We start from the raw sequence: 15,447 nt of genomic DNA, 5'->3' as shown, positions 1-15,447 counted from the left end.
GGGGAGGACACCTTGGCCCGCTACGCTGCGCCCGGTACCGAGGGGGCGCTCATGTCGTACGCGTCCCGCTACGGCCACTTCATCGGCGGGGAGTACGTGGAACCCGCCCGCGGCCAGTACTTCGCCGACCCCTCCCCGGTCAACGGCCAGACCTTCACCGAAGTGGCGCGCGGCAGCGCCGAGGACGTCGAACGGGCCCTGGACGCGGCCCACGCCGCCGCCCCGGCCTGGGGACGGACCTCCGTGGCCGACCGGGCGGGCATCCTGCTGCGCATCGCGGACCGGATGGAGCAGAACCTGGAGGCCCTCGCGGTCGCGGAGACCTGGGAGAACGGCAAGCCGGTCCGGGAGACCCTGGCGGCCGACCTCCCGCTCGCCATCGACCAGTTCCGCTACTTCGCGGGCGCGCTGCGCGCCCAGGAGGGGGCGCTCAGCCAGATCGACGACGACACCGTCGCCTACCACTTCCACGAACCGCTGGGCGTGGTCGGCCAGATCATCCCGTGGAACTTCCCGATCCTGATGGCGGTGTGGAAGCTGGCGCCCGCACTGGCGGCGGGCAACACGGTGGTGCTGAAGCCGGCCGAGCAGACACCGGCGTCGGTGCACTACTGGCTGAGCCTGGTGGCGGACCTGCTGCCGCCGGGCGTCGTCAACATCGTCAACGGTTTCGGGGAGGAGGCCGGCAAGCCGCTGGCCTCCAGCCCGCGCGTGGCGAAGATCGCCTTCACCGGGGAGACCGCCACGGGACGGCTGATCATGCAGTACGCGGCCGAGCACCTGAAGCCGGTCACCCTGGAACTGGGCGGGAAGAGCCCGAACCTGTTCTTCGACGACATCTGGTCGACCGACGACGACCTGCGCGACAAGGCTCTGGAGGGCTTCACCATGTTCGCCCTCAACCAGGGCGAGGTGTGCACGAGCCCCTCGCGGGCGCTCATCGAACGGGGCCGCTACGGCGACTTCCTGGACGCGGCGGTGGCGCGCACCGAACTGATCGTGCCGGGGCATCCCCTGGACACGGGCACGATGATCGGGGCCCAGGCCTCGGAGGAGCAGCTGCGGAAGGTCCTGTCGTACGTGGAGATCGGCCAGAGGGAGGGCGCGAAGGTCCTCACCGGAGGCCTGCGCCAGGAGCTGGACGGAGACCTGGCGGGAGGCTACTACGTCCAGCCGACGATCTTCGAGGGCGACAACCGCATGCGGATCTTCCAGGAGGAGATCTTCGGGCCCGTGGTGTCCGTGACCTCCTTCGAGGACTTCGAGGACGCGGTGCGCATCGCGAACGACACGGCGTACGGCCTGGGCGCCGGCGTCTGGACCCGTGACATCAACAAGGCGTACCGCGCGGGCCGCGCCATCCAGGCGGGCCGCGTCTGGACGAACTGCTACCACGCCTACCCGGCCCACGCCGCCTTCGGCGGCTACAAGCAGTCGGGCATCGGCCGGGAGACCCACAAGATGATGTTGGAGCACTACCAGCAGACGAAGAACCTCCTGGTCAGCTACTCCCCCAAGAAGCTCGGCTTCTTCTAGGCGGGCGACACAGCCGGCCGGCGGCGGAGTCGAGGGCCGAGCCCCCTGCCACGGCCCAGCACGGCGCATGCACGCCGCCGGCCCTTGTGTGGCCGCTGGGTTCGGTGTGCTCCGGGGGGCGGGATTCTCGGTAGCGTGATCATCTGCTGCATGGGGGTGTCCCCATGCCCCTGTGTCCGGCTGGTCCGTGCGGGGTTTTCGACGGAGAGTGACGAGGCTGCAATGAGTGAACTGACCAAGCCGGAGGTCGACGTTCCCAAGGGTGACGCTCCTACCGAGCTGGCCATCCGGGACCTGGTCGTAGGGGACGGGGCCGAGGTGAAGCCGGGCATGGTGGTCAGGGTCCACTATGTCGGGGTGACCTTCGCGTCCGGGAAGGAGTTCGATGCCTCCTGGGACCGGGGCGAGCCGTTCAAGTTCGCCCTGGGCGGCGGGAAGGTCATCAAGGGCTGGGACCGGGGGGTGAGGGGGATGAAGGTCGGCGGTCGGCGCGAGATCATCGTTCCCCCGCGCCTCGGCTACGGCAACCAGTCGCCCTCGCCGTTGATCCCGGCCGGCTCGACGCTGGTCTTCGTGGTGGACCTGCTCGACGCGTACTCCAGCACAACCGGGTGGAGCAAGGCCTGATGCCCCTGGCCGCTCCTCGTCCCGCCCGGGCCCGTGCGCGGGCGAAGGTCCGCCACGGGACGGGGTCCGGCGGGGACGTGCAGCCCCCGATGGAGAGTTCGGTGGGGACCGAGACCGTGACCGGCACGGAGTCGACGACCGGGACCGAGTCCGTCAACGGGACGGAGCCCTGGTACGCGTCGGGCGCGGACGGTTCGTTCCTGGTCGCCGGGGACTCCGTCGACGGCTAGCTCTCCCTTGGGCCCGACGCGGACGCGGTGGCGCGGGGCGGACAGGCCGGCGTGGCGGATGTACACAGGGGCCGCGGCGCCTGTGGCGCACGTGACGGAGCCGCCGGACACCCGTTCATCCGCCAGGCCCACCACCTCACGGCCACGGCAACCGAAGGCCTGCTGAGCGGCCCTTGCCCGGGATCGTCCAGGGTGCGGCGCGTGCGGCACAAGGCGGCCGGCCTCCCGCGCCGGCCATGAGGGTTACCACGGCTGCGGTGTCAGTGCGCTCAAGTATCCTTCCCGCCACCGCACACCGACTCGGAGGACCGAGAGAATTGACCGGCCTGTCTGCTTTCCCGCTGCCCTTTCACACATCCCGTTCCATAGCGTTCGCGACGCCGCGAACGCTGCGGGAACTGGAGATGATGCAGTGCAGCGCGCACATTCGGGCGAAGCCCGGGTGGTTCGACAAGATGAACGATGCCGACGTCGTCGCCCGGTGGACGCAGGAAGCGGTCGCCCAGGGGCTCACGGAGGCGCAAGTTCGTTACGTTCTTGCCGAACTCGCGCATTACGCCGCGCTGCGGGACGGGCGGACCGGCATCGAGGTGTCCGCCGTCGACGGGGTGTGGCAGTCGGACACACTGGTCGACGACAAGCTCCGGTCCCGGCTGCGTGAGGCGGTCCAGGTACTGGAGCAGGTCCCTGAAGCGGAACTGGACTGGCATCCCGGATCCGGCGGCCAGGTACTGGATCTGGTCCATCCTTCGCTGTTCTGCCTGGTGAGAGAGGCGAGTGGCGCGCCCGAGCAGGCTTGGCAGAACCCGACGGACCGCTATTCGAAGTACGAATTCTCGGAGAAGTTCCAGTGGCTGCCCACGGACGTCGACGTCAGTGACGACGGAGAGGTGGCCTTCCGTTCGTACGTCAACAACGTCCACCCCGAGAAGCACCACGAACTCTCCTCCGTCCTCCCGGAACTGTTCGCGCGCCTGCGCCCCCTGCTGGAGAACGTGCTCACCGATCTGCGTCATCCGCGGCCCCTGCGGATCGAGGCCGATCCTTACGGGTGGTACGACTCGGAGCCGGAGCGTCCGAACGCATCGTCCTACGGTGATGACCAGGCCTACGCGGAAGCCCTTCGTGCGTGGGAACAGGCTCAGGACGACTGGTGGGAGAACCGCTGCCCGGTCATCCCGGACGCCCCGCCCTTCACCCCGCCCGAGGTGCCCGATGCGTCCGCCCGCGTCGACCTGCGCGGGCGCCGTCTCCAGGTCATCGTCAAGCTCGCCACCATTCACCTCACTCCGGACAAGCCCGAGTACCCCGGGGGTTCCTGGCACGTCGAGGGGATGATGAACGAGCGGATCGTCTCGACCGGCATCTACTACTGGGACAGCGAGAACATCACCGAAAGCCGGCTGAGTTTCCGGGCGGCACTCGACGACCCGGACTACGAACAGAACGACGACAACGGTGTGCGTGAGGTCTACGGCCTGGAGGACGAAGACGCACTGAATCAGGTCCTGGGATCGACATCGACGCCGGCGGGCCGCTGCCTGGCGTTCCCGAACATCCTGCAGCACCGTGTCGGTTCATTCCGTCTGAAGGACACCAGCCGCCCGGGACATCGGAAGATCCTCGCGTTCTTCCTGGTCGATCCGTCGGAGAGGATCTTCTCGACCTCCGATGTGCCACCACAGCAGCCATGGGCCGAAACCTCGACCATGACGCTCGAACAGGCAAAGAACTACCGCGAACAGCTCATGCAGGAACGCAAGTTCTTCATCGACGAACACAACGAGCAGCTCTACGAGCGGGAATTCTCCCTCTGCGAGCACTGAGCCCCATCCCTTCCCGAGGCCTGGAGCCGGTCCCGGCGCGGCGCTCCCCTGTGACTCAGGCAGGGAAACCGCGGCCGGCCGGTGGGGGCTCGCAGCCGGCCGAACTGAGGCGTGCGGTAAAGGAATTGCCGGTGCTCTCGCGCTCGATATGATCTGTCGCCATGACGACCGCATCTCCTCACCAGGGCGCACCTGACAAGCCCTCACTCGACGGCCTCGAGGCCAAGTGGGCTCCGACCTGGGACGAGCAGGGCGTGTACGTATTCGACCGCTCCGCGCCGCGCGAGCGGGTGTACTCGATCGACACGCCCCCGCCTACGGTCAGCGGCTCCCTCCACGTCGGACACGTGTTCTCGTACACCCAGACCGATGCGCTGGCCCGCTTCCACCGGATGCGCGGCAAAGCCGTCTTCTACCCGATGGGCTGGGACGACAACGGACTACCGACCGAACGCCGGGTCCAGAACCACTTCGGCGTCCGGTGCGACCCCTCGCTTCCGTACGATCCGGACTACACCCCGCCCGCCGACCCCGGCAAGCAGCAGATCCCGGTGTCCCGACGCAACTTCATCGAGCTGTGCGAACGGCTCACGGTGGAGGACGAGAAGGCCTTCGAGAGCCTCTGGCGGCGGCTGGGGCTCTCCGTCGACTGGAACCACAGCTATCAGACCATCGACAGCCGGGCCCGCGCGATCTCACAGCGCGCGTTCCTGCGCAACCTCGCCCGGGGCGAGGCGTACCAGGCGGAGGCGCCGACCCTGTGGGACGTGACGTTCCAGACCGCTGTCGCCCAGGCCGAGCTGGAGGACCGCGAGCGCCCCAGTGCCTATCACCACCTGCTGTTCCGCTCGGAGGCGGGACCGGCCCTGGAGATCGCGACGACGCGGCCCGAACTGCTGCCCGCCTGTGTGGCCGTGGTGGCGCACCCGGACGACGAGCGCTATCAGAAGCTCTTCGGCACCACGGTCCGTACACCGGTCTTCGGGGTGGAGGTGCCGGTGGTGGCCCACCGGCTCGCCGACCCCGAGAAGGGCACCGGAGCGGCCATGATCTGCACGTTCGGCGACACCACCGATGTGGTGTGGTGGCGTGAACTCGACCTTCCCACGCGGTCCGTGATCGGCCGCGACGGCCGTTTCGTGCGCGAGGCCCCGGCAGTGCTGGAGTCCGAAGCCGCGCGGGCGGCGTACGCGCAGCTCGCCGGAGCGACCCCGCACACGGCCCGGGAGCGGCTCGTGGGAATGCTGCGCGCCGAGGGCGCCCTGGTCGGGGAGCCGCGGCCCTTCAACCACATGGTCAAGTTCTACGAGAAGGGCGACAAGCCCCTCGAGATCGTCACCAGCCGCCAGTGGTACCTGCGCAACGGCGGGCGGGACGCCGCCCTCCGGGAGAAGCTGCTGGAGCGGGGCTCCGCGCTGAGCTGGCACCCCGACCACATGCGCAGCCGGTACCGGTCCTGGGTGGAGGGGCTCGCCGGCGACTGGCTGATCAGCCGGCAGCGCTACTTCGGCGTGCCCGTGCCCGTGTGGTACCGGCTGGACGCCGACGGCAGCCCGACCGGCGAACTGATCGTGCCCTCCGAGCAGTCGCTGCCCGTGGACCCCAGCAGCGAGGCGCCGCCCGGGTTCACGGCGGACCAGCGGGACGTACCCGGTGGTTTCACCGGTGATCCGGATGTGATGGACACCTGGGCGACGTCGTCGCTGACTCCGCAGATCGCCGGTGGCTGGGGGTACGACGAGGACCTCTTCCAACGGGTCTTCCCGATGGACCTGCGCCCGCAGGCCCACGAGATCATCCGTACCTGGCTGTTCTCCACCGTCGCGCGCGCCGAGCTGGAGCACGACGCGCTCCCGTGGGCCCACGCCGCGATCAGTGGCTGGATCCTCGACCCGGACCGCAAGAAGATGTCCAAGTCCAAGGGCAACGTCGTCACCCCGGTGGATCTTCTGGAACAGCACGGATCGGACGCGGTGCGCTATTGGGCCGTGTCGGCCAGGCCGGGTACGGACACCGCCTTCGAGGTCGGCCAGATGAAGATCGGCCGACGCCTGGCCATCAAGATCCTGAACGTGTCGAAGTTCGTCCTGGGCCTCGGTGCGGCGGATCGCCCGACGGCCGTGACCGACCCGCTCGACCGGGCGCTCCTCGCGCGGCTCGCGGATGTCGTGGACGAGGCGACGGCCCAGCTGGAGGCGTACGACTACGCCCGCGCGCTGGAGACGGTCGAACGGTGCTTCTGGGCGTTCTGCGACGACTACGTGGAGCTGGTGAAGGGCCGTGCCTACGGCGGAGCGGAGGCGGAGGCCGCCGCGTCCGCGCAGGCGACGCTGTCGACGGCGCTGTCGGTGCTGCTGCGGCTCCTGGCGCCGTTCGTGCCGTTCGCCACCGAGGAGGCGTGGAGCTGGTGGCAGCAGGGCTCGGTGCACCGGGCGCAGTGGCCCGGCGGGAGGGAGCTGCGCGAACCGGCTGCGGACGGGGAGCCCCAGCTCCTGGGCGTCGCCGGCGAGGCCATCGCCGCGATCCGGAAGGCCAAGAGCGCGGCCCAGGTCTCCATGCGGGCCGAAGTGGCCGAGGTGACCGCCCGCGGGCCGGCGCCGCTGCTGGCGGCCCTCCGCCGGATCGGCGGGGACGTGCGGTCGGCGGGGAACATCACCGACCTGGTGCTCCAGGAGACGGAGAGCGACGTGCTCGCGTACGAGATCACCCTGTAAGCCGGGGCACGACGGCTGACGGCGTCGCCGGCCCTCGCGCGCGGGGGCCGGCGACCGGCGGTCCTACGCTCCGGCGGACAGCCCGACGAGTTCCGCCAGGGCCTCGGCCAGTGCGGGCAGGCCGGGGCCGGCAGGGCCACCGGGTTCGGACATGTACGTGTCCCGGCGGATCTCGACCATCAGCGCGCCGACCCGGGCGTCCTTGCCGTAGTGCTCCAGGGGTACGTACGTGCCGGCGAAGGGGCTGTCGAGTCCGACGCCGCCGAAGCCCGCGAAGGCCTTCCGGGCCGCGGCGAGGAGCCCGGCGGGAGTGTGGAAGGGGTCCGTGCCCAGGCAGATCGGCGGCCGGGCGCCGTCACCGTGCACTTCGTACGGGAGGGGCTCCGTCGGGTAGGAGTGCACGTCGATGATCACCGCTCGTCCCACGGCCCCCAGCCGGTCCTCCACGGCCCGGGTCATCGCGTCCGCGTACGGGTGGAAGTAGCGGTCGATCAGCGGCCGGCCGTCGAAGCCCTCCGGTCGCAGCCGCTCCCGGTGGGTGGTGCGCGTGTACACCGCGCCCATGCCGACGGCCAGCATCTCCTCGCGTTCGTCGGGGAAGCGCTCGGGGTCGACGACGAGCCGGGACAGCCCGTTGACGAACTGCCACGGCGTGACGGCGGACATCGCCGCAGCCGCTGCGGCGATGTCCGCGGTGTGGGCGTCGGTGATGTGGTCGAGCTCCTCGCCGAGCGCCCGGTCGTCCAGCACGATGGCACGGCGGGCCGACTCCGGTACGACGCGGGAGGAGTGCGGCACGTGGAGGATCACCGGCGACGAGGCGGCGCCGGGAAGGAGCGCGAAGGGCGCGGCGGGCTCGGAGGGTTCGGGCGAGTCGGTCATGTGTGGTTCCTCGGTGGTGGGGCCGCCGTGCTCGGCCGGCTTCCGGGCGGGCGGGCACGGCCGGACCAACTTCCGCTGGTGTTGCCGCACCATGGCAACCGTATGGCAGTCGGGCGGGGCGGCGGACGGAGGAGCGATCCACTGTCTAGGATCCCCGTCACGTGCCTCGTTCTTCCGTGCATGCCCTTTCCCTCTGCCAAGGACCACGATCCGCCATGAGTGTTTCCGCCGCCCTGAGCGTGAGCGAGGCGTTCCACCGCCGCCACGAGCTGACCGTCGTCGACGTCCGCACGCCGGGCGAGTTCGCGTCCGGACATCTGCCGGACGCCGTCAGCATCCCCCTCGACCTCATCGGGCGGGCGCTGCCGGATCTCCGGCGGGCCGCCGGGCGCAGGCCCCTGCTGGTGGTGTGCGCCTCCGGAGCCCGGTCGGAGAGCGCCGTCGCCACACTGGCCTCCCACGGCATCGAAGCGTCGAGCCTCACCGGTGGCACCGCTGCCTGGGCGGCCGAGGGGCACCGGCTCGACCACCCCGGAGCCCGTCCGCGGGCCGTCTGGGCGATGGAGCGCCAGGTCCGGCTGACCGCGGGCTCCCTCGTGCTGCTCGGCCTGCTCCTCGGCCTCCTCGTCCACCCGGCCTTCCAGTTGCTGTCCGCTGGGATCGCGGCCGGCCTGGTCTTCGCCGCCCTCAGCAACAGCTGCGGCATGGCGGTCGTGCTCGGCAGGCTCCCCTTCAACCAGCGGGGGAAAGCCCCTGGGGACGCCCCGCTGCCGTCCGTGGCCCGCGAGGAGCCCCCCGCGTAACCGCCCCCTGCGCACCGGGAGTTCCCCGACCGCCGGCCGGTGGTCGTGTGCGTCAGCGGAGCTGGCGACGGACCAGGTCGTGGAAGAGGCCGGCCGTGTCGGCGAGCAGTTCGGCGGGTGGGCCCTGCTGGACGATCCGGCCGTCCGCCATGGCGATCACCCGGTCGGCTTCCATGATCGTGGACAGGCGGTGGGCGATCACGACGCGGGTGGCGTGCAAGGCTCGGGTGGATTCGACGACCACGCGCTGGGCTTCGTTGTCCAACGCGCTGGTCGCCTCGTCGAAGAACAGGATCCGCGGCTTGCGGATGAGGGCCTGGGCGATCATCAGTCGCTGGCGCTGGCCGCCCGAGACGGTGCCGGCGCCGTCGGACAGCATGGTGTGCATGCCCATCGGCATGGCCTTGATGTCCTCCGCCAGGCCGGCCATCGCGGCGGCTTCCCACGCCTCCTCCAGCGAGAACGTCCCGGCCCCGCAGATGCAGTCGAGGATCGAGCCGGTGAAGGGCTCGGCGTTCTGCAGGACGACGCCGCACTGGCGGCGCACGGCCGCCTGGTCGAGCGCCGCCAGGTCCTGGCCGTCGTACAGGACGCTGCCGGAGACGGGCCTGTCGAAGCCGATGAGCAGCCGCAGCAGGGTGGACTTGCCGCAGCCGCTGGCCCCGACGATCGCGACGAACTCGCCCTTGCGGATGCGGAAGCCGACGTCGTCCAGTACGAGCGGGCCGTCGTCGGAGTAGCGGTACGACAGGTTCTTGGCCTCGATGGCGCCGGTCAGCTCGCCAGGTCGGGTACTGGAGCGCACGACCTCGGGGATCTCCCGCAGGACGGGCTTGATCTGCTCGAACATCGGCAGCACGGCAGCGGCCGATATCAGTGCACCGGTCAGCTGGGTGACCGAGGACAGCAGCATGGTCAGGGCGGTGCTGAAGGTGAGGAACTCGCCGGCGGACATGGCGCCGCGGGCCGGGCCGGCCAGCAGCATGAACATCACCAGCGTGCACAGCGGCAGGTAGACGGCTCCCAGCACCGTGACGACGTTCTGTATCCGGCCGATGCGCTGCTGCAGCTCGCGGGTACGGGCGAACTCCCGCGCCCAGGCGGCGTACGCGAAGCTCTCGGCCGCGGCGACGCGGAGCTTGGGCAGTCCGCGCAGGGTCTGGAAGGCCTGGTTGTTGAGCCGGTGGCCCAGTTCGATCAGCCGGCGCTGGTAGCGCAGCTGCCACAGGCCCATGCCCAGGAAGAGCCCCGCGACGACGACCAGCATGGCGAGCGCGGCCATCGCCAGGGGCACGCTGTGGACGAGCAGCAGGACGAGGCTCACCGCGCCGACCGCGCCCGCCTGGAGGCAGACCGGGCCGATGCCGGACAGCATGCGGCGGATGGCACTGATGCCCATCGCCGCACCGGCCAGTTCGCCGGTGGAACGGCCGGCGAAGAACGTCGTCGGCAGGCGCAGCAGCCGGTCCCACACCGCCGGCTGGAGGGTGGCCTCGATGCGGCCCTCCATGCGCAGGACGGACGTGTTCTGCAGCAGCATGAAGACGGCCGAGACGATGCCGGTCGCGATCAGCGCCAGTCCGGTCTGCACGATGAGGCCGTTCTCGGCCCGGGGCACGTACCGGCCGAGGACCTGGCCGGTGGCGAGCGGCACCAGGGCGCCCAGGACCACCGCGACGAGCCCGCCCAGCAGGAGGCTGCGCAGCTCCGGGAGGGTTCCGCGCGCGCTGAAGCGGAGCAGGGCCGGCAGGCCCACCCGCCCGTCGGGCAGCGGGCGGTACAGCATGACGGCGCGCGGCTCGAAGGCGGTCCCGCCGGTCTTGGCGACGCGCTCGCGCACGCCGGTGGCGGGGTCGACGGCCTCGTAGCCGCCGCGCCGCCACAGCAGGGCGACGGGCGTGCCGTCCGACTCGCGCCGGCCCACCAGCGGGCCGCTGTTCTCCCGCCACCAGCGCCCGCTGAGCCCGACCGTGCGGGTACGGATCCGTGAGGCCAGCGCGATGCGTTCGACGGGGTCCGTCCGCCCGGCCGTGCGGCCGGCCTCCCCCGGTTCGGACAGGGTGATGCGGGCCGCGTCGGCGACCAGGCGGCACACGGCGTACGTCGCGTCGGCGCCGGCGCTGCGGGAGCGGCGGCCCTCGCGGCCGATGGACGCCAGCAGCGCCCGGTCCGCCTGGGTGCGGGCGGCCCGGCCGGCCTCGATCCCGGCCGCCGTACGGTCCTCGTGCGCGCGTTCCAGCTGTTCGATCCAGCCGTCCAGGGCGTACAGCAGCCGGTACTGCTGATCGACCATGCCCTGCCACATGGCCGCGTCGACGAGGAGGGTGCCGACGGCCTCCGTCTCGTACACGGCGCCGTACCGGACGCTGCCCGGGGGGATCTGCATCCACAGGATGTCGTCGTCGGCCCGGCCGTGCCCGGTGTCTGCGGTGCCGTCCAGCGGTGCCTGGTAGAGCACGCGCAGGCCGCGGCCGATGCCGCGTACGAAGGCGTCCTCCAGCGGGCTGAGGTGTCCGGTGGCGGCGGCGGAGCCGTACGGTCCCTGCTCGGCGTACCACGGTCCGCCGTGGAACCGGTCGCCCTGTTCCGGGCGGTGCAGCTCGCGCAGTTCGATGCGCCGCAGCCGGCACCCCTGCAGGGGCCGCCCGACCAGGGTGTGGCCGGGGCCCTCGGCCGGGCCCAGCAGCAGCGTGCCCGGGTCCAGCCGGCCCAGGTGGTGCCAGTGCCCGGCCTGCGCGGCGTCGACGGCGAACAGGTCCAGCTCGCCCTGCACGACCAGCCACAGGACGAGCGGACCCTCCAGGGACAGGCTGCGCAGGCCCGTGCAGTCGACCGGCGAACCCAGCGCACCCAGAGCCGCGACGACCGGGTCCGGGGCCCCGGCCCACGCGCCGGTCGGGGCGGGGGCGGGGGCGGGGTGGGCGTGCGTCACCTCAGTGCTCCTTGACCAGTTCGGCGTACGGGCCCTGCGCGGCGACCAGGTCCTCGTGCCGCCCGCGTTCGACGATCGTGCCCCGGTCGAGCACGACGATCTCGTCGCTGTCGCGCACCGTGCTCAGCCGGTGGGCGATGACCACGCAGGCGCAGCCGCGGCGGCGCAGGTTGTCGATGATGACCTGCTCGGTCACCGCGTCCAGGGCGCTGGTCACCTCGTCGAGCACCATGATGCTGGGGCGGCGCACCAGCGCCCGTGCGATCTCCAGGCGCTGCCGCTGGCCGCCGGAGAAGTTGCGGCCGTCCTGCTCGACGCGGCTGTGGATGCCGCCCGGGCGGCGGGCGACCACGTCGTGCACGGCGGCGTCCTCCAGGGCGGCGACGACGGCCTCGTCCGGGATGGAGGGGTCCCACAGGGTGACGTTGTCGCGGACGGTGCCCTCGAAGAGGAAGATGTCCTGGTCGACGAAGGAGACGGAAGCGGCCAGCGCGCCGCGCGGGATGTCCTCCAGCCGCATCCCGTCGATGCGCACGGCCCCCTCCCAGGGGGTGTGGAGGCCGGAGATCAGCCGGGAGACGGTGGACTTGCCGCTGCCGGAGCCGCCGACGAGCGCGACCTGCTGCCCGGGGCCGACCGAGAGCGTGAAACCCGTGAGCAGCGGGGCGTCCAGCGGGCTGTAGCCGAAGGTGACGTGGTCCAGCTCCACGTGGCCCTTGAGGCGGCGGGTGCCGGCGGCGGGCTCGCGCCGCGAGTAGACGGGGTCGACGGGGAAGTTCTCGACGTCCTTGAGGCGGGCGACGTCGGCTCCGAAGTCCTGGATCCTTCCGGCGACGCCGCCCAGCCGGGAGATCGGCGCGGTGAAGCTGGTCACCAGGGCCTGGAAGGCGACGAGCAGACCCACGGTGAGGTGTCCTTCCACCGCCCGCAGGCCGCCGATCATCAGGATCAGCGCGCTGTTGAACGCCGCCAGGGTGGGCGCGGCGACGGCGAGCCACGCGCTGGGCACGCCGAGCCGTTGCTGCACGTCGAGGGTGACGGCGTGCTGTCCGGCCCAGCGGCGGAAGAACCCGTTCTCGCCGCCGGTGGCCTTCATCGTCTCGATGAGCTGGAGACCGCTGTAGGAGGTGTTGGTCAGCCGGGCGCTCTCGGCGCGCAGCTTCTGGGTACCGGTGGCCCTCAGCTGGATCACGATCCGCATGGCCACCACGTTGAGCAGGGCCATGCCCACGCCGACGAGGGTGAGCTGCGGATCGTACGTCCACAGCAGCACGGCGTAGATCACGACGACCGCGGCGTCCACGCCCGCGGCGGCCAGGTCCCGGGCGAGGGTCTCGGCGACCGCGTCGTTGGACTGGAGGCGCTGGACCAGGTCGGCGGGGTTGCGCTGGGAGTAGAAGGTGACCGGGAGTCTGAGCAGGTGCCGGAAGAAGCGGGCACTGCCCAGGGTGGAGGAGATGATGCGCCCGCGCAGCAGGTTGGCCTGTTGCAGCGCGGTGAGGGTCGCGGTGAGGACGAGGGCGACGGCCATCGAGGCGAACAGCACACCCAGCAGGGACGTCTGCTCCCCGATGAGGAACATGTCGATGTACGTACGGCTGAGGGCCGGCACCGATGCGCCGACGGCCACCAGGAGGAGGCTGGAGATCACGGCGGCGGCCATGGTGCCGGAGGTGCCCCGCAGGCGGGCCGGCATGGCGCCCAGGACGCCCGGCTTGCGCCCGCCGCGGCGGAAGCCGTCGCCGGGTTCGAAGGTGAGCACGACACCGGTGAAGCTGGTGTCGAACTCCTCCATGGGGACGAACCGGCGTCCCTTGCCGGGGTCGTTGACGTACACGCCCCTGCGGCCGAGTCGGCGGGCCATGCCGTCGTAGACGACGTAGTGGTTGAACTCCCAGAAGAGGACGGCCGGGGCGCTCACCTCGGCGAGCGCGGCCAGGTCCATCTGCATGCCCTTGGCCTTCAGCCCGTAGCCGCGGGCCGCCTTGAGGAGGTTGCCGGCGCGGGAGCCGTCCCGGGAGACGCCGCAGGCGATGCGCAGTTCTTCGAGGGGGACGAAGCGGCCGTAGTGGCCGAGCACCATGGCCAGGGCTGCGGCGCCGCATTCCACCGCTTCCATCTGCAGGACGGTGGGGGTGCGTACGGGCCGGGGCGTCCTGCCCCTGGGGGCGGGCGCGGGTCTGCGGCGGGTGCCGCCCTTGGGATCGGGGCGGTGGCGTCGGCGTCCGGCCGGAGGGAGCTGCGGTGCCTGCGGCGGTGTCCCGGTCCGCGGCGCGGTCACGGCAGCAGCCAGTCGACGGGGCGCCGCTCGGCGAGGTGGACGGCGCCGGTGACCGGCGTCCGCGAGTCGACGGCGTACGGGGGACCGCCCGCGGAGGACCACCGGTAGCCGGACGCGGTGGAGGAGGAGCGCTCCAGCTGGACGAGGACGGCGACCGGGTTGCCGTGGCGGGAGAACTGCTCGGCGAGCCCGCTGTCGCCCAGGAAACCGCCGATCTGTGCCGGCGTCTGGGGTGCTCGGCCGACCGCCGTGACGCGGCCGCGCACCGTGCCGAACTGCTGCTGCGGGACGGACTGGACGCTCAGGTCGACGCGAGCGCCCACGGGGACCGCCGAGCCGTTGCCGCCCGGCACGTACAGGACGGCCACGAGCGGGTCCTGCGGATCCTTCACCCGTTCCACGGTGGCCACGTCCGCACCGGTGGCGACGACGGAACCCACCTCGGTCACCAGGGTCGCCACCCGGCCGCCGGTCACCACGCGTACGGGGCGGTCCCCCTGATCCGTACGGACGTTGAGCAGGGGTGCGCCGGCGGCCAGCAGCTGGCCCTCCTCGGCGAGGACGGCGGTCACCTGTCCCGCGACCGGGGTCTGGAGCACGTAGCTGCCCTCGGCGTAGGTGAGGATGCCGGGTGCGCTCAGCTTGGAGGACACGGTGCCGGTGAAGGCATAGAAGCTCGCGGCGGCCATGACGAGGACCGTCACGGCGAGGACGAGCCGTCCCTGCGGGCGCGCGAAGCGGACGGGCAGGTCGAGTTCTTCGGGTGATTGCAGCTTGGAAAGTGCCTTTTGGCGAAACTGCACGGACTATTCCTTCGACTGCATTCGTATCGGTGGGGCAAGCGGGCAGCCAGGAACCCCGGAGCCGTGGGGGACACTCCGGGGTTCATGGGGATATCGCTATCAGAGACCGGCACGACCGGTGTTCACCGAAACGCCGGTGATGCCCGTGACGAGGCCGGGGACGTGGGAGACGATGCCCTGCGCGGCCTGGACGGTGTGGAGGGATCCCACGACGCCCACGACGTCGTTGACATCGCTGGTCACGGCGCCGGCCAGGCCACCGGAGACGCTGATGACGCCGCCGGAGACAGCGTCCAGCTCGGTGTCGGCGATCTCGCGGGTCTCGATGTCGTTACGCATGGCGCGCACCTTTCATTGGGGGGAGGAATTCATTCCTGCGGCGGCTGGGCGGCCCGAACTCGGCCGCCATTCACGGCTGCTGCAATGCGCAAGATGAAAGCACGCGAACGGGCTGCGCACCCAATCCCGTTGACGCCCCGCCGCGGGTGGATGACCACCGCTGCCGACGGAGGTGCAGCTTGATTCACCGAATGGTGACGACTTCTCCACAGGATCGAGTAACAGATAGGGGCCTTCGGTTGCTCACACGGAACCGAACGGGACAAAGCAGCGCGAATCCCAAGGGACATAGGGGTCATATCGCGGGGTGGAGGGGGCCATCTGTCGCCCTCGCGCACACGATGTGCAGGTTTCCGGAAGGCGCGCGGGGTGACGGCTCCCTCACACCCGGTGTCCGCAGAGGGGCGTAGGGCGGCCCGTTGCGCAGGTGGCGTGCCGCTGCCCCGGAGCGAAGGCCTCGGCCGTCCGCTCCCC

11 protein-coding genes are annotated in these 15,447 nt (G+C 71.2%); 6 read left to right on the top strand and 5 right to left on the bottom strand.

Annotated elements, in window-relative coordinates; translation table 11 throughout:
* The first annotated feature begins 12 nt into the window (after positions 1–12).
* The 5 genes from ACFWUZ_RS04405 to valS all read left to right on the top strand — a co-directional run bounded on the left by ACFWUZ_RS04405 (position 13) and on the right by valS (position 6,933).
* Positions 13–1,536: an aldehyde dehydrogenase family protein gene (locus tag ACFWUZ_RS04405; RefSeq protein WP_384366830.1), complete on the top strand. Its 1,524-nt coding sequence runs from the start codon at positions 13–15 to the stop codon at positions 1,534–1,536.
* A 222-nt stretch (positions 1,537–1,758) separates the two neighbouring features.
* The gene (locus ACFWUZ_RS04400) at positions 1,759–2,163 is read left to right on the top strand and encodes an FKBP-type peptidyl-prolyl cis-trans isomerase (protein ID WP_384366827.1); all 405 of its coding nucleotides are present in this window, start codon (positions 1,759–1,761) and stop codon (positions 2,161–2,163) included.
* A 101-nt stretch (positions 2,164–2,264) separates the two neighbouring features.
* The gene (locus ACFWUZ_RS04395) at positions 2,265–2,393 is read left to right on the top strand and encodes a hypothetical protein (RefSeq protein WP_384366824.1); all 129 of its coding nucleotides are present in this window, start codon (positions 2,265–2,267) and stop codon (positions 2,391–2,393) included.
* Between the two features lie 317 nt (positions 2,394–2,710).
* Positions 2,711–4,219 (top strand): DUF4246 domain-containing protein, encoded by a 1,509-nt coding sequence (locus ACFWUZ_RS04390; protein ID WP_384366821.1) that lies wholly within the window; start codon positions 2,711–2,713, stop codon positions 4,217–4,219.
* 161 nt (positions 4,220–4,380) lie between these two features.
* Complete coding sequence (gene valS / locus ACFWUZ_RS04385; RefSeq protein ID WP_384366818.1) at positions 4,381–6,933, top strand: valine--tRNA ligase; 2,553 nt, start codon at positions 4,381–4,383, stop codon at positions 6,931–6,933.
* A gap of 63 nt (positions 6,934–6,996) precedes the next feature.
* Here valS and ACFWUZ_RS04380 read toward each other — a convergent pair whose 3' ends face one another.
* Complete coding sequence (locus ACFWUZ_RS04380; protein ID WP_384366815.1) at positions 6,997–7,815, bottom strand: N-formylglutamate amidohydrolase; 819 nt, start codon at positions 7,813–7,815, stop codon at positions 6,997–6,999.
* Between the two features lie 215 nt (positions 7,816–8,030).
* On the opposite strand from ACFWUZ_RS04380, the gene ACFWUZ_RS04375 reads away from it, so the two are divergent.
* Positions 8,031–8,618: a rhodanese-like domain-containing protein gene (locus ACFWUZ_RS04375; RefSeq protein WP_384366812.1), complete on the top strand. Its 588-nt coding sequence runs from the start codon at positions 8,031–8,033 to the stop codon at positions 8,616–8,618.
* A 52-nt stretch (positions 8,619–8,670) separates the two neighbouring features.
* On the opposite strand, the gene ACFWUZ_RS04370 is transcribed toward ACFWUZ_RS04375, so the two are convergent.
* From ACFWUZ_RS04370 to ACFWUZ_RS04355, 4 genes are all read right to left on the bottom strand, one after another.
* On the bottom strand, positions 8,671–11,550 hold the full coding sequence (locus tag ACFWUZ_RS04370; RefSeq protein WP_384366809.1) for an NHLP bacteriocin export ABC transporter permease/ATPase subunit: 2,880 nt from the start codon (positions 11,548–11,550) through the stop codon (positions 8,671–8,673).
* 1 nt (position 11,551) lies between these two features.
* Positions 11,552–13,831 carry an NHLP family bacteriocin export ABC transporter peptidase/permease/ATPase subunit gene (locus tag ACFWUZ_RS04365; RefSeq protein ID WP_384366806.1) on the bottom strand — a complete coding sequence of 760 codons (2,280 nt, stop codon included), beginning with the start codon at positions 13,829–13,831 and terminating at the stop codon, positions 11,552–11,554.
* Complete coding sequence (locus tag ACFWUZ_RS04360) at positions 13,828–14,634, bottom strand: HlyD family efflux transporter periplasmic adaptor subunit (protein ID WP_384366803.1); 807 nt, start codon at positions 14,632–14,634, stop codon at positions 13,828–13,830. Before ACFWUZ_RS04360 ends, ACFWUZ_RS04365 begins: the two co-directional genes overlap by 4 nt.
* A 99-nt stretch (positions 14,635–14,733) precedes the next feature.
* Entirely contained in the window at positions 14,734–14,973 is a 240-nt protein-coding gene (locus ACFWUZ_RS04355; protein ID WP_384366800.1) for a hypothetical protein, read from the bottom strand.
* Positions 14,974–15,447 lie beyond the last annotated feature (474 nt).

This window comes from Streptomyces sp. NPDC058646 (genome assembly GCF_042716875.1).
In the GTDB taxonomy this organism is placed as follows: domain Bacteria; phylum Actinomycetota; class Actinomycetes; order Streptomycetales; family Streptomycetaceae; genus Streptomyces.
The sequence above is the reverse complement of the archived record's forward strand: the minus strand, read 5'-3'. Positions and strand labels throughout refer to the sequence as shown.